This is a genomic window from Mesorhizobium sp. M0048 (genome assembly GCF_040323405.1).
GTDB lineage: Bacteria > Pseudomonadota > Alphaproteobacteria > Rhizobiales > Rhizobiaceae > Mesorhizobium.
The window spans coordinates 1-24,593 of record NZ_JAMYUV010000063.1 but is presented as its reverse complement, the minus strand read 5'-3'; the positions used below and the strand labels follow the sequence as shown (position 1 = coordinate 24,593).

Genomic DNA, 24,593 nt, shown 5'->3' with positions numbered 1-24,593 from the left:
ATTTGATTTTCGGCGATGCGGCAGTAGCGTCAGCCTTGCGGGTTCTGCGGCGTGACAGGCTTGAGGCGAACGCCCCTGCCGCCACGCTCGCTCGCCTGGTTCTCGCCGATCAGCTCGACCCCGGCCTCTTCAAGGGCCTGGATGACCCTCATCAGCGTATCGACCACGCCCCGGACCACGCCGTCGCTCGCTTCCATGCGCTGAATGGTTGGAAGCGAAACCCCGGCGCGCTCGGCGAGGGTCTTCTGATCGATGCCGGCCAGCGCCCTCGCGGCACGCATCTGCGCGGCAGTGATCATCGGTCAAAACCCCGTCTGAGTTCTGCAGTATCACGTATAATACCTTCATAATGATGGGTCAAACATCATCTTGCATATGTGAAACATGCAACAGTCTTTGCCAGCCGGTGCGCTGGCATGCTACAAACCTCGACATCGTTAGGCGGGACATCCATTGCGGTACCGATTTCACAGGTACGACCTTAAAAGGGATGAGCAGGTGAAGACATTCAAAGCGTTGGCGACCTCGACAGTCTTGCTGTCGATGGTTTTCCTGCTGGCAGGCTGCGGACATGGCCTGATCAACAGGCTGATTTGAAGTAGTCCGGCCGACGTCAGGTGCCGTCGGCCCGCCCTAGCCATCGCTGCAGCAATCGTGCCGCCAGCCAGCACAGCATCGCCCAGGCAAAGCCGGCGCACCAGCCGGCCAGCACGTCGGACGGCCAGTGGACGCCGAGATAGATGCGGCTGATGCCGACCAGCACCGTCGTCAGCACCGCCAGCACGAGCACATAGATCTTCGTTGTGCGCCCGGGCAAAAACCGTGCCGCCATGCTGCCCAGAGTCAAATACGTCACCGCCGACAGCATGGCGTGGCCGCTCGGAAACGAAAGCGATGCCACATCGGCGAGATGCGAGACCAGATCGGGGCGCGGCCGGTCGATATCGAATTTCAGCACGCTTGACAGGAGCTGGCCGCCCGCCACTGCGACGAACATGAGAAGCGCCGCGCCTGGCCTGCGGATAAGGAGCAGATAGACGATCATTGCTGCCGTGATCAGCACCAGTACGCTGGCGCTGCCGAGGCTGGTGACGTCGCGCATCGCTCCTTCCAGCCACGCCGGTCCGATCGGATTGTCGGGCTGGCCGGCCTTGCGGAAGGCAAGCAGGATTTCGGTGTCGAAGGCATGCGGCGTGGTCGCCCGCGCCAGCTCCATCAGTTCTTCGAACCCCCACAGCCCGCCGGCAATGACCAGCCCGGCCAGCAGAACCGGGAACTCCAGCCAGTTGCGCAGTCTGCTTGCAATCTTCTTCATCGGCCCGATCGCAGCTACAGCCTTTGCAGATAGGGCCCGAGCGTGATCAGCGCCACAGCTGCGATGGCAAGCACAATGCCGGTTGCCTGCAAGGCATTGACGCGCTCGCCGAAGAAGACCAGCGCCACCACATTCACCGACACCAGCTGGATCACCGCCGACAGGCTGAACGACACCGACATGCCGAATTCACGGATCAGCCTCAGCATGATCAGATTGCCCAGCGAATAGAGCGCCAACGTCAGCACGATCTTGCCGAGGCTCGGCGCCAGCCCCCACTGTTTTGCGGCCATGGCCGCCAGCAGAAAGATCACCGTCGAAACGCAGAGCTGCCCAAGTCCCCAGAAACTCACTTTTGTTCCTCCCGATGCGGTCCCTACGCGCCTGCCGCAGCTCTTGTTTCCGAAGCGCCGGTCGCGGTCAAGCGGGGCTGATGTTGGATACGAAATCGCAGGTGGCAATTAGCCGGCATGTCATCAAACTGTGACCTGCCGGTAATACCGGATTGGCCAGGCAACACGCTCCAGCAATCCATCCAGCCAGAGGCAGGCCCCCATGACTGAACAGCGCTCGACCGAACATCGCACCCCTGACGCCCATTTCCGCACCAGCCTGCTCGAGGAAAACGATGGGCCAGGAGCCAATCCCACCGACAACCGCACCATGGGTGAGATCATCGCCGCGCGGTTCTCGCGCCGCGGCTTCCTCAAGGGCTCGCTTGCCGTCTCGGCCATAGCCGCTACCGTTAGCCCGCTGGCGCTGATCGCCGCCGACAACGCCCGCGCCGCCGAAGGCTCCGCTTTCGCTTTCGACGAGCTCGAGGCCGGCATCGACGACAAGCATCACGTCGCACCTGGCTATGACGCCGACGTGCTGCTGCGCTGGGGCGATCCCCTGTTCGCCGATTCGCCGGAATTCGATCCGACAAAACAGTCGGCGGAAGCCCAGGCCAGACAATTCGGCTACAACAACGACTATGTCGGTTATATCCCGATCGGCGGCTCGGCCGAGCATGGCCTGCTGGTCGTCAACCACGAATACACCAATCCGCATCTGATGTTCCCGGGCCTCGTCACCATCGTCGATGGCAAAGCCAAGCAGGCGCCCCTCAGCAAGGAGCAAGTCGATGTCGAGATGGCCGCGCATGGCGGCACCATTGTCGAGATCCGCAAAGAAGCCGGCAAATGGCAGGTCGTGCGCGACGGCAAGCTCAACCGCCGCATCACCTCCAACACCGAGATGGCACTGTCGGGTCCCGTCGCCGGCCACGACCGCGTCAAGACCAGCGCCGACCCGAGCGGCACGAAGGTCATCGGCACCCTCAACAACTGCGCCGGCGGCGTCACGCCGTGGGGCACCTATGTCATGGCCGAGGAGAACATCCACGGCTATTTCTCGGGCGAGCTGCCGCAGAGCCATAACGAGGCGGCCAATTACAAGCGCCTCGGCATTCCCGAAGGCGCCTATGAATGGGCGGCGCATCACGACCGTTTCGATATCGGCAAGGAGCCGAACGAGCCGAACCGCTTCGGCTGGATCGTCGAGGTCGACGTCCAGGATCCGACGTCGGTGCCGAGGAAGCGCACCGCCATGGGCCGCTTCAAGCATGAGGGCGCAGAATCGATCGTCGCCAAGGATGGCCGTGTCGTCTTCTACCTCGGCGACGACGAGCGCTTCGACTATGTCTATAAGTTCGTCACCACAGGCAAGTTCAATCCGGACGATCGCGCCGCCAACATGAATTTGCTCGACGACGGCACCTTGCATGTCGCCAAGTTCGCCGAGGACGGTTCAATCGAATGGCTGCCGATCGTCTTCGGCCAGGGACCGCTGACAGCGGCAAACGGCTTTGCCAGCCAGGCCGACGTGCTGATCGAGACGCGCCGTGCCGCCGACCTGCTTGGCGCCACCAAGATGGACCGCCCGGAAGACATCCAGCCCAATGCCGCCAATGGCAAGGTCTATGTCATGCTGACCAACAATTCGAAGCGCAAGGCCGACCAGGTCGACGCCGCCAATCCGCGCGCCGAAAACGCCTTTGGCCATATCATTGAGATCGTCGAGGATGGCGGTGATTTCGCTGCGACCAAGGGCAAGTGGGAAATCCTGCTGAAATGCGGCGATCCCGCCGTGGCCGAAATCGGCGCCACCTTCTCCACCGCAACCACTGCCAATGGCTGGTTCGGCATGCCGGACAATTGCGCGGTCGATTCGGCCGGCCGCCTCTGGGTTGCTACCGACGGCCAGGGCCCGAAGGCCACAGGCCGCACCGACGGCCTGTGGGCGGTCGACACGGAAGGCCCGGCGCGGGCGACCTCAAAGCTGTTCTTCCGTGTGCCGATCGGCGCCGAAATGTGTGGTCCCCTGTTTGCGCCGGACGACCAGACTGCTTTCGTTGCCGTCCAGCATCCAGGCGACGGTGGCGAGGACTGGGAGGCTTTTGGGCGTCCCTCCTATTATGAGGATTTGTCGACCCGCTGGCCTGACTTCAAGCCGGACATGCCGGTGCGCCCGGCGGTCGTTGCCATCACCAGGCAAGGCGGCGGCAAGATCGCGGTCTGAGACGCAGGAAGGCCTTGCAGTCTCGAGGAAGGATTTCGGTGGATGCGAAATCCTTCCTTTCCTGATATGGGATGCATCCATGCTGCGCATCATGCGCCGACTAATCATTCGGTGCGCTGAACCACGGCCACATTCATTGTGCTTCGCAACCTGAAGCCAATGGACTCGTATAGTCTGATGGCCGTGGCGTTGCTGGCATAGGCGTGGAGATAGGGAACTTCGCCGCGCGCCACTATCCGGTTTGCCACGAACAGGGACAGCAGCTTGCCTAGGCCACCGCCGCGAAATTCCGGATGTGAGCACACCCCGCTGAGTTCGGTATAGCCAGGTTGCTTCATGCGCTCGCCGGCCATTGCCACAAGTCTGCCCTCGATTTTCACGCCCCAAAAATCGCCCAGGCTCAAGGCTTCGAGCGTGAATGGGCCAGGCTTGGTGAGCAATGCCAGGGCGAGCATCTCAGCCGCATCGTCTCGGGTCAGATGTTGCACACGTTGGTCAGACACGGTTTGCAACGGCCGCTCGGCAATCATTTGAACCCCGGCTGCGGTCGAAGTCGCAAAAAGCCCCGCGGGCAGAGCAATGGCGTCCGACTGAAGCAGAATGACACTCTCGCCCGCGGAGACAAGCTGTTCGAGCGTCCGCAGGCTTTCCGCGTCGTCGGCGCCAGTGGCGGCGAATGGAACAATCGACGGCCGATACTGCCTGGCGAGGTCATTACCTTGCGCGAACGCCCGATGTCGCGTCTGAAGTGCGCTCCAGATAGGGCGGTCGAGCAGGTGTCTCATTACGCCGCGCCCTCCGGATTTTTCACTCGACGGTCGAGAGGAGCCGCGGCGAGGCCGTCCTCGATGGCGGTCAGCTGCTCAAGAAGCGGCCCCGAAAGATCCGCGCACAAATCCGCAACGGCGTTTTCGATGCGCGGCCAGACCTCGCGCTTTGCGACATCGACCAGCCGCCGGCCGTCCCGAGTGAGAGAGACAATCCTGCGCCGCTGGTCATCGGTCGACTGACTGACCTCGAGCAATCCCAGTCCGGCCAGAAGCGAGACGCTTCGCGTTATACCTGGCTGCGCGATGCCGAGCGATTGCGCCAGTTCCCCGACAGGCAGCGGGCCCAGCCTGTCGAGCGCGGCCAGCAGTGGGTACTGGCTCGCCTGAACCGGAACATCCAGCCGGTCGAGCAGGCGCTGCGCCTCCGCTTGCAGTTGCTCGCCTATACGCTTCATCCTGCTGCCCAGGCACAAGAAGCCAAGCGATCGTATGATGTCTTCCATAAACCAATCCGTCTCGCGAAAAACAATAACACAATATATAACAAAACATGAAGATCAAGGGCATCGTCGCAAGGGCTGCACTCAGCGCTGTTTCCGTTGACTGATAAGGCTGCTTTGCCTGGCAGGCCAGTCGATCAGTTGCGCAGCCGGTAGCCGGTCCTGAAGATCCAGGCGACGATTGCTATGCAGACGAGCAGGAAAACAACCGTCATGCCGAGGCTGACGCCGACCGAAACGTCGGACTTGCCGTAAAAACTCCAGCGGAAGCCACTGACCAGGTAGACGACCGGGTTGAACAGCGTCACCGTGCGCCAGATGCCCGGCAGCATGTTGATCGAATAGAAGCTGCCGCCGAGGAAGGTCAGCGGCGTGATGATCAGCAGCGGCACCAGCTGCAGCTGCTCGAAGCTCTTCGCCCAGATGCCGATGATGAAGCCGAACAGGCTGAAGGTCACCGCCGTCAGCACCAGGAAGGCGAGCATCCAGAACGGATGCTCGATGTGAAGCGGCACGAACAGCGAGGCCGTCGCCAGGATGATCAGGCCAAGCACGATCGACTTTGTCGCCGCACCCCCGACATAGGCGATGACGATCTCCAGATAGGACACAGGTGCCGACAGCAATTCGTAGATCGAGCCGACGAATTTCGGAAAATAGATGGCGAAAGAAGCGTTGGAGATCGACTGCGTCAGCAGCGACAGCATGATCAGCCCCGGCACGATGAAGGCGCCGTAGCTGATGCCGTCGATCTCGGTGATGCGTGAGCCGATGGCCGAGCCGAAGACGACGAAATAGAGCGACGTCGAAATGACCGGCGAAACAATGCTCTGCAGCACCGTGCGAAGGGCGCGCGCCATCTCCACCCGATAGATCGCCCATACCGCATGAAGGTTCATGACCGCGCGCGGGTTCATGCCGGTTTCCTCACCAGATTGACGAAGATCTCCTCGAGCGAGCTGTTTTCCGTGTCGATGTCGCGGAACTGGATGCCGGCCGCCTCGAGCTCGCGGATCAACGAGGCGACGCCCGGCCGTTCGCTCTGGTTGTCATAAGTATAGGTCAGCTGCCCGCCATCCGGCGAAAGCTCCAGCGCGTAGCGCGAAAAGGCGTCGGGAACGGTGGCCAGGGGACTGCGCAGTTCCAGCACAAGCCGCTTGCGGCCGAGCTTGCGCATCAGCTCGGCCTTGTCCTCGACCAGCACGATCTCGCCGCGGTTGATGACGCCGACGCGGTCGGCCATCGCCTCCGCTTCTTCGATGTAGTGCGTGGTCAGGATGATGGTGACGCCGTCTTCGCGCAGCCGGCGCACCATAGCCCACATGTCCTGGCGCAGCTCGACATCGACGCCTGCCGTCGGTTCGTCGAGGAACAGGATGCGCGGCTCGTGCGACAACGCCTTGGCAATCATCAGCCGGCGCTTCATGCCGCCGGACAGCGTGATCGCCTTGGCGTCCTTCTTGTCCCAGAGCGACAGGTCGCGCAGCACTTTTTCGACGAACGCCTTGTCCGCCGGTTTGCCGAACAGGCCGCGGCTATAATTGACCGTCGCCCACACGCTCTCGAAGGCGTCGATGGTCAGTTCCTGCGGAACCAGCCCGATCAAGCTGCGCGCCGCGCGGTAGTCGCGGTTGATGTCATGGCCGTCGACGGTGACGGAACCCGACGAACGGTTGACGATGCCGCAGACGATCGAGATCAGCGTCGTCTTGCCGGCGCCGTTCGGACCGAGCAGCGCAAAGATCTCGCCGCGCACTATATCGAGATTGATCTCCTTCAGCGCCTTGAAGCCGGTGGCGTAGGTCTTGGTGACCCCGGAAATCGAGATGATCGGCTGCATGGCTGAAAACGGCTGCTTGAAACAGAGTTGTTGATTTAATCCGCTGAATGTCGGTTCGCAAATCCGGATGTCAATGCCGCTCCTGACAGTTCTGGACATCGAGGTTTGCCGGAATAGGCGACACCTGCCAGGTCGTCCAGCCAAATTCCATGCAAAAACAGATTCACCGACACTGCGGCGTTCCGCCTCGCGGCGGGACGCCGCTTTGACCGTCCCGCGCATGAAGCCTATCCTTGTACAAACAAGCAGCAGCCGGAGCCGCCATGGACCCGCTCATTCTGTCGCGCATTCAGTTCGGCGCGAACATTTCGTTCCACATCCTGTTCCCGGCGATCACCATCGCGCTCGGCTGGGTGCTGCTGTTCTTCAAGCTCCGCTACAACGCGACAGGCGATTCGGCCTGGATGCGCGCTTATTTCACCTGGGTTAAGGTATTCGCGCTGTCCTTCGCCATGGGTGTGGTTTCCGGCGTCACCATGAGTTTTCAGTTCGGCACCAACTGGCCGGGCTATATGGAGACGGTCGGCAACATTGCCGGCCCGCTACTGGCCTACGAGATCCTGACCGCCTTTTTCCTCGAGGCGGCGTTCCTCGGCATCATGCTGTTCGGCTTCCGCCGCGTCTCGAACCGCGTCCATACGCTGGCGACGGTGCTGGTGGCCGGCGGCACCACCTTGTCCGCCTTCTGGATCATAGCACTCAATTCGTGGATGCAGACGCCGGCCGGCTTCGAGATGCGCGATGGTGTAGCGCACGCCACCGACTGGTGGGCCGTTGTCTTCAATCCGTCCATGCCCTACCGGCTCGTCCATATGCTGCTTGCTTCGGGGCTGACCGTCTCGTTCCTGATCGCCGGCCTGTCGGCGCTGCGCTATCTCTACGGCGATCGTTCGGAATCGATGTGGAAGGCGCTGCGCACCGGCGTCTTCACCGCCGCGATCCTGATCCCGATCCAGATCTTCGCCGGCGACCAGCACGGCCTCAACACGCTCGAACACCAGCCGCAGAAGATCGCCGCCATGGAGGCCAACTGGAACACCGGTCCCAACGTGCCGCTGGTGCTGTTTGCGCTTCCCGATGAAGCGGCGAGCGAGAACAGGTTCGAGCTCACCATTCCCGACGGCGCCAGCCTCATCCTCAGGCACAGCGCCGGCGGCGTCGTGCCGGGGCTGAACGATTATGCCGGCAACCATCCGCCGGTATTTCCGGTGTTCTGGGGCTTTCGCATCATGGTCGGCACCGGCCTCCTTATGCTCGCCGTCTCCTGGTCGGCGGCCTTCTTCCTCAAGCGCCGCCACAGCCTGCCCAAGCCGCTGGCGCTCGTCATGGTGCCTATGGCGCTGTCCGGCTGGCTGGCGACGCTGGCCGGCTGGTACACCACTGAGATCGGCCGCCAGCCCTGGCTGGTCACCGGCGTGCTGCGTACCGCCGATGCTGTCGGGCCGGTCGCCGGCAGCCATGTCGCGCTGTCGCTCGCGGTCTACCTCATCCTCTACGTGCTGCTCTTGGTCGCCTATCTCAGCGTGTTGGTGCATCTGGCATTGAAGGCGGCGAAGGATGGAGACACCTCGCCGCTGCCGGGCGTCATGAACAGGCCGCTGTCGCAGCCGGTTGCGCAACCAGGAGAAACATCATGAGCTTCGACTGGCCGACCCTGCTGCCTCTGATCTTCGCCGGGCTGATGGGCCTCGCCATCCTGATCTACGTCATCCTCGACGGCTTCGATCTCGGCATCGGCATCCTGTTCGCCGCAGCCGAAGGCACCGAACAGGATACGATGATCGCCGCCATCGGCCCGTTCTGGGACGCCAACGAGACCTGGCTGGTGCTGGCGGTCGGCCTGCTGCTGGTCGCCTTCCCGCTGGCGCACGGCACCATCCTGACCGCGCTCTACATTCCGGTTTTCGTACTGCTGGTCGGCTTGATCCTGCGCGGCGTCGCCTTCGATTTCCGCGCCAAGGTGCCGGCCGGCAGGAAGCACCGCTGGAACCGCATCTTCTTCCTCGGCTCGGTCATCGCGTCGCTGGCGCAGGGCTATATGCTCGGCGTCTATGTGCTCGGCCTCGACGTCGGCCCTGGCGGCATGGCGTTCGGCGCGCTGGTGGCGCTCTGCCTTGCCGCGGCCTACGCGGCGATGGGCGCGGCCTGGGTCATCTACAAGACGGAAGGCGATCTGCAGAAGAAGGCGGTGCTGTGGCTGCGCACGGCGCTGGTGCTGACCGCGCTCGGCATGGTCGCGGTATCGCTGGCCACGCCCTTTGCCAGCGCGCGCATCTTCGACAAATGGTTCGTCTGGCCGGCCATGCTCTATTTGTCGCCGCTGCCGATCCTGTCGGCAGTGCTGTTCCTGTGGCTGTGGCGCCAGACCTTCCATATGCCGAAACCCGGCGACCGCCACGCGCTGCTCCCGTTCCTGACATTGGCCGCGATCTTCACGCTCGGCTTTGCCGGCCTCGCCTGGTCTTTCTACCCCTTCGTGGTGCCCGACCGGCTGACCATCTGGCAGGCTGCTTCGGCACCCGAAAGCCTGGCCGTCATCCTGGTCGGCACGGCCGTCGTGCTGCCGATCATCATCTTCTATTCGTTCTTTGCCTACCGCGTGTTCGGTGGCAAGGCGACGGATCTGACCTATGACTGACCGGCATCGCCGTCGCCGCCTGAAACAGAATATTCATCTTCAAGCGGAATAACCTTCTCTGGCCGGCCCAGCAGAATCGCCGGCAAGAAGAAGGGCAACAGAATGAACCCCTTTTCTGCGGCAGGACAGGATCGGCTGTTGCTTTTGCTGATCCGGACAGTCGCGCTGATCGGCGCACTCGCGCTTGCCGGCCTGCTGCCGGCCATGCCGCAGGCGCATGCCCAGGACGCGGCCAACTGGACGGGCGTGTGGGACACGAAATGGCGCGGCGGCGGCGCCCAGATCAAGTTCGAGCAGACCGGCGCCGACGTAAAGGGCGTGTACCCGCTTTATAACGGCCGTATCGAGGCAAAGGCCGAAGGCGACAAGCTTGTCGGCCACTGGTTCGAAGGCGACCGCCAGGGCGCCTTCACCTTCGTCCAATCGCCTGACGGCGGCAGCTTCATGGGCCGCTTCGATGCCGCCACCGCCGAATGGTGGACAGGTGTGCGCGTCAGCGCCGTCGAGGACGTGCGTGTCGACCAGTCGAGCCCGATGAGCACCATGCGCTCGTTCCTGCAGACGATGAACGAGAGCGGCGCCGACAACGTGCCGCGCGCCACCGGCGGCGGCATGGGTCTTGCCGGTCTGGCGGCGGGTCTCGTCGACGTCACCGAGGCCGACCGCGGCGGCCTCAACATGCCCGATTACACCAAGCTGCTGTTCACCGTCATCGACAACGCGACGTTCCGTCTGTGGAGCCTGCCGCATGACATTATTTCCAGCGACGAGGTGACGGCGACGCTGCCGCAATACGGCACCAGGGTCTCCTTCGCCGTCACTTTTCGCCGCAAGAATGGCGACTGGTTCATCGTCGGGCCGCCACTTGGCCAGCTTCAGGCCAAGCTCGCCGAATTCCAGGAAGCGCGTGGCGAAGCCGTAGACATGGTCGACGATCCGAGCAGGCTCGCCTCGCCGCGCGATACGTTCAAGGTGCTGTTGAGCGGCCTCACCGAAGCCGGCGATCCGGCACAGGCGGCGCTCGACCTGCGCAACTACAGTCAGGCGGTGCGTGGCGACGAGGCGTTCCTGCTCGAGCGCTATCTCAAAAAGGTCATCGACCGCATCGGCTACGTCTATTGGCAGGAGATCCCCGACGATCCGAAGAGCAACACCCCCTTCGTCTATTTCGAGCATCCCGCCGGCAACATCGTCATCGGCCCGGTCGAGACTGACCCCGACGGCACCGGCAAGCGCAAGATCTGGCAGTTCACGCCCGAGACGCTCGCCCACATCCGCGCGCTCTACGCCGACGTCGAAGACGTGCCGGTGGCGCCGGAATTCGCCGCCTTCGCCAGCACCGACCCGTTCTTTATCGCCCGTGGCCTCGCCCGCGAGATCAGCCCCGGCCTGCTCACCCGCGCCGGCCCGATGGAGCACTGGCAATGGTGGATGCTCGGCCTTGCCGCACTGGCCGGCATCGTCTTCGGCTTCATCGCCAATGCGCTGATTTCCTTGTTTGTGCGAAGGACGGACAGCCCGGCCTTCTTCCGCATCGTCGAATGGGCGGTGCGCTCGATCGTGCTTGGCTTCTTCCTGCTGTTGACGCTGCGCCCGCTCGGTCTGCCGCAAGTGGTCGCCGCCCCGGTCAAGGCAATCGCCTGGAGCCTGATCGTGATCGGCGCCGTGCCGGTGGTCTGGCATCTGATCGGCAAGGTCGCCGAACACTATCGCGGACTGTGGCAAGTGCCCGGCTATCACGACACGCTGATTTCGCTGTCCACCGGCGTCGCACGCGTCGCCGTGCTGGTCGTCGCCTTCCTGCTGTTGGCCGAAGTGCTCGCCATCCCCTACGAAGGCGTCATCGCCGGTCTCGGCATCGGCGGTCTGGCGGTGGCGCTGGCCGCGCAGCCGACGCTGCAGAACTTCCTCTCCGGCCTGACGCTCTATGCCGACCGGCCGGTAAGCGTCGGCGACTTCTGCAAGTTCGGCGACCAGTCCGGCACGATCGAGCATATCGGCATGCGCTCGACGCGCATCAGGTCGCTCGACCGCACCATCATCTCGGTGCCGAACTCGGATTTCGCCGGCATGCAGATCGAGAACTACGCCCATCGCGACCGCACCCGGTTCGCGACGACGCTGCAGCTGCGCTACGAGACGACGCCCGATCAGCTGCGTTACGTCCTGGCCGAGCTGCGCAAGCTGCTGATTGCCCATCCGCGCGTTATCGATGAGCCGTGCCGCGTGCGCTTTGCCGGCTTCGGCGCCTATTCGCTCGATATCGACGTGTTCACTTATATCAAAACCGCCGACGTGGCCGATTTTCAAGCCATCCGCGAGGACATCCTGTTGTCCATGATCAACGTCATGGATGATGCCGGCGCGCAGTTCGCCTTCCCTTCGTCACTGGAATACAGAGCCACCGACCTTCCGGTCGACGACGAAAAACGCATCGCCGCGGAGAAAAGGGTCGGCGATTGGCGCGAGGCGCAAAATCTGCCTTTCCCCGACTTCAGCCAGATCGACAAATTCGCCCTCAACAACACGCTTGCCTACCCGCCTGAGGGCTCGGCGCATTATCGCGAGACAGAGCCCGACCCGGACTCGGCCGAGGCAAAGGCGACGCTGGAGAAAGTGCGCTGGAGCCTGCCCTGGAAAAAGGGGAGGTAGTTTCGAGACGTTGGCGGGACAGCACCCCCCTCTGGCCTGCCGGCCATCTCCCCCGCAAGGGGGGAGATTAGCAGTTTCAGCGCTCCGCTCGTCCTGAACGTTGGAGATTTGGCGAAGGTCGAGGTGATAGCCGATCTCCCCCCTTGCGGGGGAGATGTCCGGCAGGACAGAGGGGGTGCGAAGGATCGCCGACGCTTATTCTCCGTCGCGCCCGCCGGCGCAAAAGCTCAGCTCTTGTTGGCGGCCAGCATCAGCACCGGCTTTTCGCTGTAGAGGTTGGGGAACAGCCGCTTCAGGTTCTCGACCTTGGGCAAATCGTTATAGACGATATAGGGATAGGTCGGGTTGAGCGTGAGAAAGTCCTGGTGGTAGTCCTCGGCCGGATAGAAGCTCTTGCCGGTCTCCAGCGTCGTCACGATCGGCTTAGGAAACACCTTGGCCTTGTCGAGCTGGGCGATATAGCTTTCGGCGATCTTTTTCTGCGTGTCGTTTTCGGCAAAGATCGTCGAACGGTACTGTGTGCCGCTGTCCGGCCCCTGGTAGTTCAGTTGCGTCGGATTGTGCGCCACCGAGAAATACACCTGCAGCAGCTGGCCGTAAGTAACCTTGGACGGCTCGTAGGTGATCTCGACGGATTCGGCATGGCCCGTCCGGCTGGTGCCGACCATTTCATAGACGGCCGTGTCCTTGTCGCCGCCGGCATAGCCGGAGACGGCGCTGGTGACACCCTTGACGTGCTGGAACACGCCTTGCACACCCCAGAAGCAGCCGCCGGCGAAGACCGCCTTTTCGGTGCCGGCGGTGGCCTTCTCGTCCATTGCCGGCGGCGGGATCACCACCGCGTCTTCGGCCGAGACTGCCGGGGTCTGCCAGAATACGGCGGCGGCGGCCGTGAGGATGAGCGCGGCAGCTGCTGCTTTTGCGAAAATCGACGATCGTTTCACGGCTGCGGTCATGTCTGATCTCCCATGATGTGGTGTGGATTATACGACGGATAGGTCCGCCGGGCTCTCACATTGCTGTGCGCATCGCCTATTTGGCCGGAGCCATGGCATCGCAGGCCTTGGTCGCCTCCGCCTTCTTCATGGCGTCCGTCTCGGCGTCGGCCTTGTTCATGCAGTCGGCCTTCATCGGATCTGTCGCCTTCATCGCGGTCGTGGCCATTGCGTCAGCCGCCATGGCGCCGGCCGGCTTCATTGCATCCGTTGCCGGCTTCATGGCGCCCGTTGCCGGCTTCATAGCGTTTGTCGCCATCGCCGGCTTCATCGCATCTTCGGCCCGCGCCGCGCCTCCTGCGAACAGCGCCGTTGAGCAAAGTGCGAAGGCGAGTGCCGCCAGGGTCGGGCGATTGGTCAAGATGATCTCCTAGGGTTTGGCAGGGGTTGACGGCATGCGGCGGCGCCGCTGCGCGTTGGGGGAATTTCGCGCGGGTTTCTAATTCGTAGCGGCAGCAAGGATCGGCCCGCCGCCCGGCACCTGTACCAGCACCGCCGTGCTAAGGCCGCCCGTCGTCGCCGGCAGCGGCAGCGCGGTAGCGTCGCCGGTCCAATTGCCCAGCCTGGTCAGCGAATGCACGACATTGGCGTGCGGCAGCGTGCGGCCGGTGTTTTCTCCGCGCGCCACCGGCACCTCGACGACGCCCTTGCCGTAACGCACCAACCAGACGTCGGCCTTGCCGCCGGGAACCGGACCGGCGCCGATGCTGACCGTCCCGTCGGCGAGCGACAGCGAAGGTCCGTCGGCGTGGCCGCCGCTCGAAATCAGCTGCTCGATCTCGCCCGGCCTGGCGCCGACCGCATCGGCCTTGCCGTTGACCACCACTTGCGGCGTGAACGGGCCGGAACGGCCGAGCGACGGTTCATAGCGGACCTGGCGCTGCGTGAATTCTTCTTTGCCGAATGTGTCCTTCCAGCCGAGATAGTCCCAGTAGGTGACGTTGAAGGACAGCGCCAGCACGCCGGGCCGGTCCTTGACCTTGATCAGATTGGCGTTGGCCGGCGGGCAGGACGAGCAGCCCTGGCTGGTGAACAGCTCGACGACGGTCTGCGTCTGGCCGGCGGCCGCGCCGGTTGCCGACAGCACAGTTGCCGAAAACAGCATTGCGGCGAGCCCCTTCAGGGCTGTGCTGCGTCTCGATCCGGTCATCGCTGTTCTCCTGTGCGGTTCCATGTCCACACTTCGCCGCCAACACACGGTTCGTTACAGCATCACCGCTTCGTGATCGTTCGCAGCTCTCCCTTCCCCTTGTGGGAGAAGGTGGATCGGCGCGAAACGCCGAGACGGTTGAGGGGTGCTGGAAGAAATGAGGCGTCGGCGTCCCCTGGAACACCCCTCATCCGACCGAGCTTTGCTCGGCCGTCTTCTCCTACAGGGGGCGAAGGGAAGACGGTCGCTCGCAACCAACACGCCACCCGGTGTGACCGGGCGGCGGTGTGATGGACGGGCAGCCTAAGCGGGCCGATATGCCCTCGCACTCAGCTGCGGCGGCCTATTGTGTCAACAGCGTTTCCGATGCCCGCTGATTGAAGGCGCACTTGCCGGTTACTGTGTAGAAAAAGTCCGCGTTGGAATCGGTGATGGTCGGAGATGTCGGCACCGGCGATCCCCCGTCTTCCCACGCTTGTGTGCTGGTCTGGCCGCACGGCACCAATGTAAAGATATCGACCGTTTGGCCACTGGCGATCTCGACGCCGTCCGCGTAGAGGCGGTTCGATGTCGCCGGATCGTTCGATTTGAGCACCGTTGGATTGCCTGACTGCACATCCATCTGCAGGTAGAGCTGGTCCATCTGGCTGACGTCGATCACCGCGCCGGCACCGGTCGCGGGGTACATGGTGTTGACGCAGGTGGTCGCATATTTCTTGCCGTTGGAAGCGGTCTGGGTGATCGTGGTGCTGGGCAGCCCATAAAAGCTGAGCACCGTGGTGGTCGTACACACCTGCTGCTGGACCGTAGTGATCGTCGCTCCGTTGATGGTGGAGACGGTCGCCGTGCCATAGCCTTTCGGATCGCCATAACCGTTGTATGTGTAGGTGATCTTCATCAGCTTGTTGGCCACCGTGTCCCCGAATTTGGTGCCGTAGAGCGTCATTGTCTTGCCCCACCAGCCCGAGACCTTGGTCACCTTGAACGTGGCTTGCACCAATGCCGGCCGCTTTGTCACTGCCGACGCAACGCCGACCTGCACCGTGTTGATCCTGGCGATCTGCATGAAATTCGTCGGCATGGCAAAGCCGGCCGAAGCCTTGATGCTGGCGGCGCCGTCGGTGGCGACGACGAAGCTGTCGAGCTTGGCCGTGCCTTGCCCGCCATTGGCCAGGTATACCTCCTGCAGTTTTACCTGACGGTCCGCCAATGAGGTGTCCGTCGCAAGCGTCGTGATCGACAGCGACGCTGCATCGAGGGCGTTCTGCATCGATGCCCTGGTTGAAACCGCCGAGGTATAGTCGATGGAAAAGCCCAATGCGGCAACCATCGGGATAAGCAGGATGGCGAGCATCGGCGCGAACGAGCCGCTCACCGATCTGAGAAATTTGCGTGCTGACAGCGGCATTCCGATCCCCCCGAAACGGCGATAGACCGGTGGGCTACCACGCCGGGCGCAAACTATGCTCTAATCTCATGGATCAAAGTTTAACGACTTTGCCGCCTTGCCGCCGCACCCCCGCCCCGCCGCTTGCCGATATACCGTGCCCCTGCTAAAGCGCGCCGCATGACCACGCCGATCAAGAACATCCGCAACTTCTCCATCGTTGCCCATATCGACCATGGCAAATCCACGCTTGCCGACCGGCTGATCCAGTCGACCGGCGGGCTGGAGCTGCGCGACATGAAGGAGCAGGTGCTGGACTCGATGGACATCGAGCGCGAGCGCGGCATCACCATCAAGGCGCAGACGGTGCGGCTGAAATACCGCGCCAACAATGGTGAGGATTATATCCTCAACCTGATCGACACGCCCGGCCATGTCGACTTCGCTTATGAAGTGTCGCGCTCGCTCGCCGCCTGCGAGGGCTCGCTGCTGGTCGTCGATGCCTCGCAAGGGGTCGAGGCGCAGACGCTGGCCAATGTCTACCAGGCCATCGACAACAACCACGAGATCGTCGTGGTGCTGAACAAGGTCGACCTGCCCGCCGCCGAGCCCGAGCGCATCCGCGAGCAGGTCGAGGAGGTGATCGGCATCGACGCCTCCAACGCCGTGCTGATCTCGGCCAAGACCGGGCTCGGCATTCCCGACGTGCTCGAAGCCATCGTCAACGATTTGCCGCCGCCGCGCGAGGGCGACATCGCGGCTCCGCTGAAGGCGATGCTGGTCGACTCCTGGTACGACGCCTATCTCGGCGTCATCGTGCTGGTGCGCATCATCGACGGCGTGCTGAAGAAGGGCCAGACCATCCGCATGATGGGCACCGGCGCCAGATACCTGGTCGAGCGCACCGGCGTCTTCACGCCCGCCCGCATCAATGTCGACGAGCTCGGCCCCGGCGAGTTCGGTTTCTTCACCGGCTCGATCAAGGAGGTTGCAGATACCCGCGTCGGCGACACCATCACCGAGGACAAGCGCCCGACGGCACAAGCCCTGCCCGGCTTCAAGCCGGCGCAGCCGGTGGTGTTCTGCGGCCTGTTCCCGGTCGACGCCGCCGATTTCGAAGACCTGCGCGCCGCCGTCGGCAAACTGCGCCTCAACGACGCCTCCTTCTCGTTCGAAATGGAAACCAGTGCCGCGCTCGGCTTCGGCTATCGCTGCGGCTTCCTCGGCCTGCTGCATCTTGAAATCATCCAGGAGCGGCTGGAGCGCGAGTTCAACCTCGACCTTATCGCCACCGCGCCCAGCGTCGTCTACCGCCTGCTGTTGAACGACGGCACGGTCAAGGAACTGCACAACCCGGCCGACATGCCCGACGTGGTCAAGATCTCGGCCATCGAGGAGCCATGGATCCGCGCCACCATCCTGACCCCCGACGACTATCTCGGCGGCATCCTGAAGCTATGCCAGGACCGGCGCGGCATCCAGGCCGACCTGTCCTATGTCGGCAAGCGCGCCATGCTGATATACGATTTGCCGCTCAACGAGGTGGTCTTCGACTTCTACGACCGTCTGAAGTCGATCTCCAAGGGCTATGCCTCCTTCGACTATCACCTGACCGACTATCGCGAGGGCGACCTGGTGAAAATGTCGATCCTGGTCAATGAGGAGCCGGTCGACGCGCTGTCGATGCTGGTCCACCGCACGGCGGCGGAAAAGCGCGGCCGCCAGATGTGCGAGAAGCTGAAGGAACTGATCCCGCACCATCTGTTCAAGATCCCGATCCAGGCGGCGATCGGCGGCAAGGTCATCGCCCGCGAAACGATCTCGGCGCTGCGCAAGGACGTCACCGCCAAATGCTACGGCGGCGACGTCTCGCGCAAGCGCAAGCTGCTCGACAAGCAGAAAGAGGGCAAGAAGCGGATGCGCCAGTTCGGCAAGGTGGATATCCCGCAGGAGGCGTTTATCCAGGCGCTGAAGATGGGCGATTGAGAAGCCGGTCGGCTTCTCGTCTACCAAAGCAGGCGGTTAGCTTCGTATTGAACATCGCGCAACGCAACCCTGAATGCGATCGCGTTCGAGCGGATTTCTACAACCTTGGCCGGGTTTGGCGCACGACCTTTGACGTCGAAATCGTCACCAGAAATTGAGCGTCGAAAATTTGCGTATGCCGGCGCTATTCTCAGCTCTGCTTTGGCCCCTTTCGACCCGAGGAAAGAAAGGATGGTAGAAATATCGTGGATTTGGCATACCAGTTCCTGTTCCTCATGAATCTTGTCTCCACCTTTTGCGCCCCACACCATATAAGACAGCTCAACGCATTTTAATATTATACTCTCCATCTCAGCATAAAGATCATCAAATATCTTTTTATTTCTGGAAATCTTGTCAGAAATAATGACGAAAATATGAGAAACGATTGCTGCCGAGAGACCTCCTATAAAAGAGACAATAAAAAGATTGGCGAATTCTTTCATTTCGAGCGCCTTTGAGACACCTCGATATAGTGATAGATATCATCCTGGTAAATTTTGTACTGATCCGACGCAACTATCTTAACGCGTTGAGTGAATTGATCTCGCGTCCATCCCATCTTCCTTGCAAGACCGGCAAAAGCCTCGTCAAGAAAAGATGACGGATACCCTCGTGTTCCATCTAGGATTACAGTAACAGGAGAACCCTTGCTGAGGGCAGGAATGAGGAGCCGTTCACGAAAATCCTCGCCGCTGAATGGGCCATCGGTTAAATACCGTCCACCAGGAGTAGCCGAAAAATCCTCTGCCACCCGAATGGTCTGCATTGGCCCCTTCCCTATCAGACTTTGGATATTTGCCACTGAATCAGTGTTCCGCCAAGGCTAAGCGGACGACCGATACGTCCGATTTCGCTTGCGCCGCTTGTGTACCTAACTTCACCATGGCCACTCAGGATGCGCAAGTGTCCCCGCACGTGGTCAAATAGGCGCATCATAATTGGCAGGCCCTTCCCTCGCTCGACCTGACCAGTTCGGGTTCGTCCAGCTTGCATGGCGGCAGCAATCATCGAGCTGTCATCATTTGCCCCGAATGCAGCCAAGATACCCTTTATTTGCTCCCAGAGCCCCGAGCGAGGCAGAGTTGCAGGGATTCCGACGCCCATGTCATAGACTGCCGCCGTTAGAACCTTGGCACGTTCACTATAAGCCCCACACATCAACCAGGTTCCCGACGAAACGCCGTGCCAACCTGAATTGTCAGGATATGCGTGATGTTTTACATTGTTTAGCGCCTCAACCAGCCCATCGAAGATGAATTTCTCAGCTTCGATTGACCCAACGATCGCCGATAGGTGGTCAAGTAGATCACTACATGCGGTTGGAGTGACGCCTACGCCGCTTCTATATTTAATAAACTTAAAAAAGGGGGGTTCACTAGGACTGGGCTCCGGGCGTTGATCGGGCGTCTCGAGGAACTCGAAAAGCCCGAAATCTCTAAGCATCCTTGAAATCAAGGGATCCCAGTCGTCTTGCATAACAGGCACAAGCTTGCGCTGAGTAAATATCTGCCATCTATATAACTCCGCAGCCAAAACAAGTGCTGCGCCGGGCGTTATCTTCTTAATAGAACGAAAATCAACACCAAGCGCACTAGCCGATGTCGGCGGTATGTTATATGCGCGATCTCTCAAATGTTGGAAGAAGCTCACAACATTATCGTAGTCCCCTCTCAACGAAAAAGTTTCTGGAGGAATGATCAATTCTCTCCTAAAAGTTCTATTTTGCCGGACGTATACGAATTGTGGAGGTGCTGCTTTTTGCTCAGGTGAGCTTACTCGTTGAATGATCGACTGCTGCTGAATTGCGGAGTTTGCAAACAAATCCTCGCTGACTCGAAGGAGTTTGCGTCGCCGTGATCGAGAACGCCGGGTTTCATTTTTTTGTCTGGCCAGAAACCAATTCAAACGGCGAATAGTAAGTTTCTTCAAATCGAGTCCCCCCGACAAATCTCTTACCAATTAGAGAGGGTCAGGTACAAATTGTTTATCCTAACTTGAACTACCTGAATGCTACGCGACCATAGCACCTGGGATATTGCTCAGTGCTACCTCGGCCTCGAGGTCTCCTACTTTCCCTTCCATTCTCCCCATGTCAGCGCCCATCGAATCCGCAACAGCGCGTCCCGCAACACCTACTAGGTAATCGCGCCGTTTATCAGCGCGACTGTTGTCAGGCTGTTGTGGAGGGCGCTTTCGCCCGATACCGCGCGAGGCTGAACAAGCGATAGCCTAACGCCATCCGCTTCGCAGGCGCGGCCTCTGGACACCGGACCACCCTTTGAGAACACTCCGCCCTGCAGTACCTTGCGTGCCTAGGGGAGATCGATCTCAATGCGCTCCATCTCGGACACCATCGCCGCGATCGGCCTCGCCATCGGCGGCGCCTTCGGCCTCGCTGGCACCTTCGTGGCAAGCGCGCCACTCCGCGAAACACTCTGGACGATCGACGGTGTCGCACTCGTCGTGGCGACCGCGCTGTTGACCATGAAGTATCAGCGGCAGGGCAATGACTGCGTGGCGGCCGGATTTCTGACCTTCCTCGCCGGCGAGAGCCTGCTGCTTGCCGGCAACGCGGCGGGGCTTGAGGCCAGCGTGCCCTCCTATGTCGGCGGTATCTCGCTCTGGGCGGCGGCGCTGGTCATGGTCAGCGCGCCGAAAACCTTCGCCCTGTGGATGCGACTCACCGCTGTCGTGGCCGCTCTGCTGTTTGTCGTCTCAGTGGGCCTGATCCTGTGGGGCGCGCCTTTGCTGCCGACGTCGGCGCCGCTGCCCGCTGCCGGATATCCCTTCCTGGTGCTCACATTCATCGGCTGGATCTGGACGCTGCTGAAGCCCGGGCGTTGAGCCCGGTCGGACCGCCCCCTCTCCGGCCGCTTCGCGGCCACCTCTCCCCCACCTTGTTCCCACCTTGTGGGGGCGAGGAACCCAAGCCTTGTGAGGCTTCGGCGATTGGCATTCCTCGCCCCGGGGAGAGGTGGTTTGCGAAGCTAACCGGAGAGGGGTCTTGCTTAGCAACCTCGCGCACCACGCGATGCGCAAATGGCGCAACCCCCTTCCACCCATCCCGCCGCCATGCCATGTTCCCCCTCGCGGCCGGGCAGGCCGTTTTCATTCCGGGGGGAATCATCATGTTGTCCTACGCTTTCGCGCGCCGCGCTGCCGTCGCGCTCTGTCTTGCCGCATTGTTCGCGCCGGCGGCTTATGCCGGCGATGTCACGTTCGAGATAAAAAACAGCCATCCCAACGCCATGCGCGTCGAGCTCTACAGCCAGGACCGCGACCATGTCTGGCCGGGCAACAATCAGGATTATTATCTCAACGACGGCGAGACCAAGTCGATCCCGCTGTCCTGCAATGACGGCGAATCGATCTGCTATGGCGCCTGGGTCGATGGCGACGACAGCACCTATTGGGGCGTCGGTCCCGGCAACACGGAAAAATGCGACTATTGCTGCTACACCTGCAGCGGCGGCGAGACCGAAGAGATCGATCTAGTTCCGTGACGTGGCAAATCTCCCCCCTTGAGGGGGAGATGGCCGGCAGGCCAGAGGGATCGCCGCGCGTGGAGCGCCATCCTGTCCTGCAGTAGCAGGCCGAGCCCAGTCGGGCCGACCCCCTCTGTCGCCTTCGGCGACATCTCCCCCTCAAGGGGGGAGATCAGGCGCCCAGCCTCTCAGGCAGCTTGACGCCGTCCCGGCCGCCGCCGTAGCGTGACCCCTTCAGCAAGGAGATGCACCCATGGCAGTGGTCGAAGGCGAAAAAATCGATATCGGCTTTTCCGGGCGCCGCTGCATCCATTCGCGCAATTGCGTGCTTGGCGATCCGCGTGTCTTCGTGCCCAATGCGCCCGGCCAATGGATCCACCCCGAGGCGGCCAGCGTCGAGAAGATCGTGGCGCTCGCCGAAGCCTGCCCGTCCGGCGCCATCACCTATGTCCGCAAGGATGGCGGGCCGCAGGAGCAGCCGCCGGTGGTCAACACCGTGCGCATAAGGGAAAACGGTCCGCTGGCGCTGCATGCCGAGATCGTGCTTGGCGGCGAAACGTTTTACCGCGCCACGCTCTGCCGCTGCGGCGCCTCGGAAAACAAGCCGTTCTGCGACGGCAGCCACGCCAAGGCAGGCTTCACCGCCACGGGCGAGCCGGCGCTGAAGGATACGCCGGCGCTGGAGGCGCGCAATGGCCCGCTGACCGTCACACCGACCACCAACGGCCCACTCAAGCTGGAGGGCAATGTCGAAATCGTCACCGGCACCGGCCACACGGTCGACCGCACGCAACGCACCTTCCTCTGCCGCTGCGGCCACTCCGCCAACAAGCCGTTCTGCGATGGCTCGCACAAGCGCGTGGGGTTTGTGGGGTAGGGGCCGCCGCTATCTCCCTCCTTGAGGGGGAGATGTCGCCGAAGGCGACAGAGGGGGTCGGTGCGTCCTGACGCCAACGCCATCGCGGCCAGAGAATGCCGGCGCTCCACGCGAGACGACCCCCTCTGGCCTGCCGGCCATCTCCCCCTCGAGGGGGGAGATTACGCTGCCTTGGCCCAGCGCTCGTGCCTTTATCGGCCCGTTCATATCCGCTAAGGGGCGGAGACGAATTCTCCGGACCCAAATATGACCGCCAAGCCCAAACCCTCACCCCTGTTCCTCGGCATCGACACCGGCGGCACCTATACCGACGCCGTGCTGTGGTCGGAAGCCGGCGGCCCTAACGGCAAAGTGCTGGCCAAGGCCAAGGCGCTGACCACGCGCCATGATCTGGCGGTCGGCATCTCCGGCGCGGTCGATGCGGTGCTCGAAATGGCCGGCACCGACCCGGCAGCGATCAAACTGGTATCTATGTCGACGACGCTAGCCACCAACGCGCTGGTCGAGGGCCAGGGCGGCCGCGTGGCGCTGGTGATGATCGGCTTTGCCGAGGGCGACCTTGCCCGCGACGGGCTGAAGGCGGCGCTTGGCACCGACCCGGTGGTGTTCTGCCCCGGCGGCCACGATGTCCACGGCAATGCGGCAAAGCTCGATCTGTCCGGGCTGGAGGCAGCTTTGCCGGAACTGGAAAAGTCGGTGTCCGGCTTTGCCGTCTGCGCCTATTTCGCCACCCGCAACCCGGCGCATGAGCTAAGCGCGCGGAACCTGATCCGCGACAGGACCGGCCTGCCGGTCACCGCCAGCCACGAACTGTCGGCCAAGCTCGGCGGCCCGCGCCGGGCGCTGACGACATTGCTCAACGCCAGGCTGATCTCGATGATCGACCGGCTGGTCGCGGCAACCGAAGGCTTTTTGGCCGCGCGCAACATCGCCGCCCCGCTGATGGTGGTGCGCGGCGACGGCGCTCTGGTCTCGGCCGCCTTTGCCCGCCAGCGGCCGATCGAGACCATCCTGTCCGGCCCGGCCGCCAGCCTCGTCGGTGCCCGCCACATGACCGGCCTCGACGATGCCGTGGTCTCCGATATCGGCGGCACCACCACCGACGTCGCCGTGCTCGACAAGGGCCGGCCGCGGCTCGATCCGGAAGGCGCCACCGTCGGCGGGTTCCGCACCATGGTCGAAGCCGTCGCCATGCGCACCTTTGGCCTCGGCGGCGATTCCGAAGTGGCGCTGGAGGACGGCGCGCTCAATCCGAGAATCCTGCTCGGCCCGCGCCGCCTGGTGCCGCTGGCGCTGGCCGGCTTGATGCATGGCGAGGCCGTCACATCAGAGCTCGAACGCCAGCTGCGCGCGCCCAACCCCGGCCGCATGGATGGCCGGCTGGCGGTGCGCACCGGCGTGCCGGAGCGGCTGGCGGCCGGACTGACCGGCGCCGAAGCCAAGCTTTACGAGCTGATCGGTGCTGTGCCGCAGGCTCTCGACAGATTGCTGACCTCGAACGCCCAGAACGCCACCTTGAACCGGCTGGTATCGCGCGGGCTGGTGCATGTCGCCGGCTTCACGCCGTCGGACGCCGCGCATGTGCTGGGCAGGCAGGCCAATTGGGATGCGGCCGCGGCACGTCTGGGTGCCGAGCTGTTCGCGCGCAGGCGCGACGGCCGCGGCCAGTTCATCGCCGCCTCGCCGGAGGCGATCTCGGAACGGGTGCTGACCGCGCTGACCCGCCTGTCGGCCGAAGTCATCCTCGAAACCGCCTTTGCCGAGGACGGGCTGGATGGCGCTGCGACCGTCGCCCATGCCCTGGTCCAGCGCGCCGTCGACGCGCATCCCGGCATCGCCCGGCTCAGCGTCGCGCTCGACCGTCCAGTGATCGGCCTCGGCGCCTCGGCGCCGCTGCATTATGCCGGCCTGGCCGAGCTGGTCGGCAATCGATGCGTGGTGCCGCAGGATACCGATGTCGCCAACGCGCTCGGCGCCGTCGTCGGCCAGGTCCGGGTTTCGGCCGAGGCGCGGGTCAGCCAGCCCAAGGAAGGCCTGTTCCGCGTCGCCTCCGGTGAAAGCGTGCGCGATTTCAACGACGAAGCAGCGGCGATCGCCGCAGCGGAGAAAGATGTGCGGGCGATTGCCGCTGGACGGGCGAAGGACGCCGGCACCGACAGCGCCGAGATCGAAATCGCCAGCGAGTTCCGCGTCTCCACAGTAGAGGGGCAGCGCATGTTCATCGAGGCGCATGTCGTGGCGGTGGCGTCGGGACGGCCAAGGATTGCGGTGTGAGCGCGTAATCTCCCCCCTGTTTGGACCGGGGACATCGCGAACAGGTGTGCGAGGACATCGCGAACAGTTTGGCGCGCTTTGCGCTGGGGGGTTCGGGATGCCATTCGAGGACACGAGCGC

The 24,593-nt window shown here is 62.7% G+C and carries 23 protein-coding genes; 9 read left to right on the top strand and 14 right to left on the bottom strand.

Features of this window, described 5'->3' with window-relative positions; all coding sequences use genetic code 11:
• Nucleotides 1–29 precede the first annotated feature (29 nt).
• The 3 genes from NKJ84_RS29705 to NKJ84_RS29695 all read right to left on the bottom strand — a co-directional run bounded on the left by NKJ84_RS29705 (nucleotide 30) and on the right by NKJ84_RS29695 (nucleotide 1,668).
• Nucleotides 30–299 (bottom strand): helix-turn-helix domain-containing protein, encoded by a 270-nt coding sequence (locus NKJ84_RS29705; RefSeq protein ID WP_352509399.1) that lies wholly within the window; start codon nucleotides 297–299, stop codon nucleotides 30–32.
• Between the two features lie 314 nt (nucleotides 300–613).
• A complete protein-coding gene (locus NKJ84_RS29700; protein WP_352509397.1) occupies nucleotides 614–1,315 on the bottom strand; it encodes a phosphatase PAP2 family protein in 702 nt (233 codons plus the stop codon).
• A gap of 14 nt (nucleotides 1,316–1,329) precedes the next feature.
• Nucleotides 1,330–1,668: a hypothetical protein gene (locus NKJ84_RS29695; RefSeq protein WP_023679017.1), complete on the bottom strand. Its 339-nt coding sequence runs from the start codon at nucleotides 1,666–1,668 to the stop codon at nucleotides 1,330–1,332.
• Between the two features lie 202 nt (nucleotides 1,669–1,870).
• On the opposite strand from NKJ84_RS29695, the gene NKJ84_RS29690 reads away from it, so the two are divergent.
• Nucleotides 1,871–3,877 (top strand): PhoX family protein, encoded by a 2,007-nt coding sequence (locus tag NKJ84_RS29690; protein ID WP_254818037.1) that lies wholly within the window; start codon nucleotides 1,871–1,873, stop codon nucleotides 3,875–3,877.
• Between the two features lie 104 nt (nucleotides 3,878–3,981).
• Here the strand turns inward: NKJ84_RS29690 and NKJ84_RS29685 are convergent, their stop codons facing one another.
• The 4 genes from NKJ84_RS29685 to NKJ84_RS29670 all read right to left on the bottom strand — a co-directional run bounded on the left by NKJ84_RS29685 (nucleotide 3,982) and on the right by NKJ84_RS29670 (nucleotide 6,987).
• Nucleotides 3,982–4,662 (bottom strand): GNAT family N-acetyltransferase, encoded by a 681-nt coding sequence (locus NKJ84_RS29685; RefSeq protein WP_352509395.1) that lies wholly within the window; start codon nucleotides 4,660–4,662, stop codon nucleotides 3,982–3,984.
• Nucleotides 4,662–5,150: a MarR family winged helix-turn-helix transcriptional regulator gene (locus NKJ84_RS29680; RefSeq protein WP_352509394.1), complete on the bottom strand. Its 489-nt coding sequence runs from the start codon at nucleotides 5,148–5,150 to the stop codon at nucleotides 4,662–4,664. The genes NKJ84_RS29685 and NKJ84_RS29680 overlap by 1 nt, the downstream gene beginning before the upstream one ends.
• A 134-nt stretch (nucleotides 5,151–5,284) precedes the next feature.
• Complete coding sequence (locus tag NKJ84_RS29675) at nucleotides 5,285–6,046, bottom strand: ABC transporter permease (protein WP_352509411.1); 762 nt, start codon at nucleotides 6,044–6,046, stop codon at nucleotides 5,285–5,287.
• A gap of 14 nt (nucleotides 6,047–6,060) precedes the next feature.
• Nucleotides 6,061–6,987: an ABC transporter ATP-binding protein gene (locus NKJ84_RS29670; protein WP_352509392.1), complete on the bottom strand. Its 927-nt coding sequence runs from the start codon at nucleotides 6,985–6,987 to the stop codon at nucleotides 6,061–6,063.
• Between the two features lie 263 nt (nucleotides 6,988–7,250).
• Here NKJ84_RS29670 and NKJ84_RS29665 point away from each other — a divergent pair, with 263 nt between their 5' ends.
• From NKJ84_RS29665 to NKJ84_RS29655, 3 genes are all read left to right on the top strand, one after another.
• Complete coding sequence (locus tag NKJ84_RS29665) at nucleotides 7,251–8,624, top strand: cytochrome ubiquinol oxidase subunit I (RefSeq protein WP_254818041.1); 1,374 nt, start codon at nucleotides 7,251–7,253, stop codon at nucleotides 8,622–8,624.
• Entirely contained in the window at nucleotides 8,621–9,625 is a 1,005-nt protein-coding gene (locus NKJ84_RS29660) for a cytochrome d ubiquinol oxidase subunit II (protein ID WP_352509391.1), read from the top strand. Before NKJ84_RS29665 ends, NKJ84_RS29660 begins: the two co-directional genes overlap by 4 nt.
• Before the next feature lie 102 nt (nucleotides 9,626–9,727).
• Nucleotides 9,728–12,277: a mechanosensitive ion channel family protein gene (locus NKJ84_RS29655; RefSeq protein ID WP_352509390.1), complete on the top strand. Its 2,550-nt coding sequence runs from the start codon at nucleotides 9,728–9,730 to the stop codon at nucleotides 12,275–12,277.
• Nucleotides 12,278–12,504: 227 nt separating this feature from the next.
• On the opposite strand, the gene msrA is transcribed toward NKJ84_RS29655, so the two are convergent.
• The 4 genes from msrA to NKJ84_RS29635 all read right to left on the bottom strand — a co-directional run bounded on the left by msrA (nucleotide 12,505) and on the right by NKJ84_RS29635 (nucleotide 15,830).
• Nucleotides 12,505–13,233, bottom strand: coding sequence for a peptide-methionine (S)-S-oxide reductase MsrA (gene msrA / locus NKJ84_RS29650; protein ID WP_352509389.1), 729 nt, complete (start codon nucleotides 13,231–13,233; stop codon nucleotides 12,505–12,507).
• Between the two features lie 76 nt (nucleotides 13,234–13,309).
• Complete coding sequence (locus NKJ84_RS29645; RefSeq protein ID WP_502904048.1) at nucleotides 13,310–13,633, bottom strand: hypothetical protein; 324 nt, start codon at nucleotides 13,631–13,633, stop codon at nucleotides 13,310–13,312.
• Nucleotides 13,634–13,711: 78 nt separating this feature from the next.
• A complete protein-coding gene (locus tag NKJ84_RS29640) occupies nucleotides 13,712–14,422 on the bottom strand; it encodes a DUF1223 domain-containing protein (protein ID WP_352509387.1) in 711 nt (236 codons plus the stop codon).
• A gap of 343 nt (nucleotides 14,423–14,765) precedes the next feature.
• Nucleotides 14,766–15,830, bottom strand: a complete 1,065-nt coding sequence (locus NKJ84_RS29635; protein WP_352509386.1) for a TadE/TadG family type IV pilus assembly protein — start codon at nucleotides 15,828–15,830, stop codon at nucleotides 14,766–14,768.
• A gap of 159 nt (nucleotides 15,831–15,989) precedes the next feature.
• Between NKJ84_RS29635 and lepA the strand changes: the two genes are divergently transcribed.
• Nucleotides 15,990–17,795 (top strand): translation elongation factor 4, encoded by a 1,806-nt coding sequence (gene lepA / locus NKJ84_RS29630; protein ID WP_352509385.1) that lies wholly within the window; start codon nucleotides 15,990–15,992, stop codon nucleotides 17,793–17,795.
• A 20-nt stretch (nucleotides 17,796–17,815) separates the two neighbouring features.
• Here lepA and NKJ84_RS29625 read toward each other — a convergent pair whose 3' ends face one another.
• Genes NKJ84_RS29625 through NKJ84_RS29615 form a run of 3 tightly spaced genes read right to left on the bottom strand, consistent with a single transcriptional unit; the run spans nucleotide 17,816 to nucleotide 19,766 of the window.
• The gene (locus tag NKJ84_RS29625; RefSeq protein ID WP_352509384.1) at nucleotides 17,816–18,280 is read right to left on the bottom strand and encodes a hypothetical protein; all 465 of its coding nucleotides are present in this window, start codon (nucleotides 18,278–18,280) and stop codon (nucleotides 17,816–17,818) included.
• Nucleotides 18,277–18,603: an STAS-like domain-containing protein gene (locus NKJ84_RS29620; protein ID WP_352509383.1), complete on the bottom strand. Its 327-nt coding sequence runs from the start codon at nucleotides 18,601–18,603 to the stop codon at nucleotides 18,277–18,279. Before NKJ84_RS29620 ends, NKJ84_RS29625 begins: the two co-directional genes overlap by 4 nt.
• A 14-nt stretch (nucleotides 18,604–18,617) precedes the next feature.
• Entirely contained in the window at nucleotides 18,618–19,766 is a 1,149-nt protein-coding gene (locus NKJ84_RS29615; RefSeq protein ID WP_352509382.1) for a hypothetical protein, read from the bottom strand.
• A gap of 402 nt (nucleotides 19,767–20,168) precedes the next feature.
• Here NKJ84_RS29615 and NKJ84_RS29610 point away from each other — a divergent pair, with 402 nt between their 5' ends.
• The 4 genes from NKJ84_RS29610 (at nucleotide 20,169) to NKJ84_RS29595 (ending at nucleotide 24,473) form a co-directional block, all read left to right on the top strand.
• Complete coding sequence (locus tag NKJ84_RS29610) at nucleotides 20,169–20,681, top strand: hypothetical protein (protein WP_352509381.1); 513 nt, start codon at nucleotides 20,169–20,171, stop codon at nucleotides 20,679–20,681.
• A gap of 287 nt (nucleotides 20,682–20,968) precedes the next feature.
• Nucleotides 20,969–21,340: a hypothetical protein gene (locus NKJ84_RS29605; RefSeq protein ID WP_352509408.1), complete on the top strand. Its 372-nt coding sequence runs from the start codon at nucleotides 20,969–20,971 to the stop codon at nucleotides 21,338–21,340.
• A 235-nt stretch (nucleotides 21,341–21,575) separates the two neighbouring features.
• Nucleotides 21,576–22,199 (top strand): CDGSH iron-sulfur domain-containing protein, encoded by a 624-nt coding sequence (locus NKJ84_RS29600; protein WP_352509379.1) that lies wholly within the window; start codon nucleotides 21,576–21,578, stop codon nucleotides 22,197–22,199.
• 246 nt (nucleotides 22,200–22,445) lie between these two features.
• Nucleotides 22,446–24,473: a hydantoinase/oxoprolinase N-terminal domain-containing protein gene (locus tag NKJ84_RS29595; protein WP_352509378.1), complete on the top strand. Its 2,028-nt coding sequence runs from the start codon at nucleotides 22,446–22,448 to the stop codon at nucleotides 24,471–24,473.
• The last annotated feature ends 120 nt before the right edge of the window (nucleotides 24,474–24,593 follow it).

Excerpts from the sequence above, each read along its gene's own strand:
- NKJ84_RS29685 (WP_352509395.1), bottom strand. The coding sequence starts at position 4,662 with ATGAGACACCTGCTCGACCGCCCTATCTGGAGCGCACTTCAGACGCGA.
- NKJ84_RS29665 (WP_254818041.1), top strand. The coding sequence starts at position 7,251 with ATGGACCCGCTCATTCTGTCGCGCATTCAGTTCGGCGCGAACATTTCG.
- NKJ84_RS29705 (WP_352509399.1), bottom strand. The coding sequence starts at position 299 with ATGATCACTGCCGCGCAGATGCGTGCCGCGAGGGCGCTGGCCGGCATC.
- NKJ84_RS29595 (WP_352509378.1), top strand. The coding sequence starts at position 22,446 with ATGACCGCCAAGCCCAAACCCTCACCCCTGTTCCTCGGCATCGACACC.
- NKJ84_RS29610 (WP_352509381.1), top strand. The coding sequence starts at position 20,169 with ATGCGCTCCATCTCGGACACCATCGCCGCGATCGGCCTCGCCATCGGC.
- NKJ84_RS29620 (WP_352509383.1), bottom strand. The coding sequence starts at position 18,603 with ATGCAGACCATTCGGGTGGCAGAGGATTTTTCGGCTACTCCTGGTGGA.
- NKJ84_RS29625 (WP_352509384.1), bottom strand. The coding sequence starts at position 18,280 with ATGAAAGAATTCGCCAATCTTTTTATTGTCTCTTTTATAGGAGGTCTC.
- NKJ84_RS29635 (WP_352509386.1), bottom strand. The coding sequence starts at position 15,830 with ATGCCGCTGTCAGCACGCAAATTTCTCAGATCGGTGAGCGGCTCGTTC.
- NKJ84_RS29660 (WP_352509391.1), top strand. The coding sequence starts at position 8,621 with ATGAGCTTCGACTGGCCGACCCTGCTGCCTCTGATCTTCGCCGGGCTG.
- NKJ84_RS29640 (WP_352509387.1), bottom strand. The coding sequence starts at position 14,422 with ATGACCGGATCGAGACGCAGCACAGCCCTGAAGGGGCTCGCCGCAATG.
- NKJ84_RS29600 (WP_352509379.1), top strand. The coding sequence starts at position 21,576 with ATGGCAGTGGTCGAAGGCGAAAAAATCGATATCGGCTTTTCCGGGCGC.
- NKJ84_RS29700 (WP_352509397.1), bottom strand. The coding sequence starts at position 1,315 with ATGAAGAAGATTGCAAGCAGACTGCGCAACTGGCTGGAGTTCCCGGTT.
- NKJ84_RS29655 (WP_352509390.1), top strand. The coding sequence starts at position 9,728 with ATGAACCCCTTTTCTGCGGCAGGACAGGATCGGCTGTTGCTTTTGCTG.
- msrA (WP_352509389.1), bottom strand. The coding sequence starts at position 13,233 with ATGACCGCAGCCGTGAAACGATCGTCGATTTTCGCAAAAGCAGCAGCT.
- NKJ84_RS29670 (WP_352509392.1), bottom strand. The coding sequence starts at position 6,987 with ATGCAGCCGATCATCTCGATTTCCGGGGTCACCAAGACCTACGCCACC.
- NKJ84_RS29680 (WP_352509394.1), bottom strand. The coding sequence starts at position 5,150 with ATGGAAGACATCATACGATCGCTTGGCTTCTTGTGCCTGGGCAGCAGG.
- NKJ84_RS29690 (WP_254818037.1), top strand. The coding sequence starts at position 1,871 with ATGACTGAACAGCGCTCGACCGAACATCGCACCCCTGACGCCCATTTC.
- lepA (WP_352509385.1), top strand. The coding sequence starts at position 15,990 with ATGACCACGCCGATCAAGAACATCCGCAACTTCTCCATCGTTGCCCAT.
- NKJ84_RS29675 (WP_352509411.1), bottom strand. The coding sequence starts at position 6,046 with ATGAACCTTCATGCGGTATGGGCGATCTATCGGGTGGAGATGGCGCGC.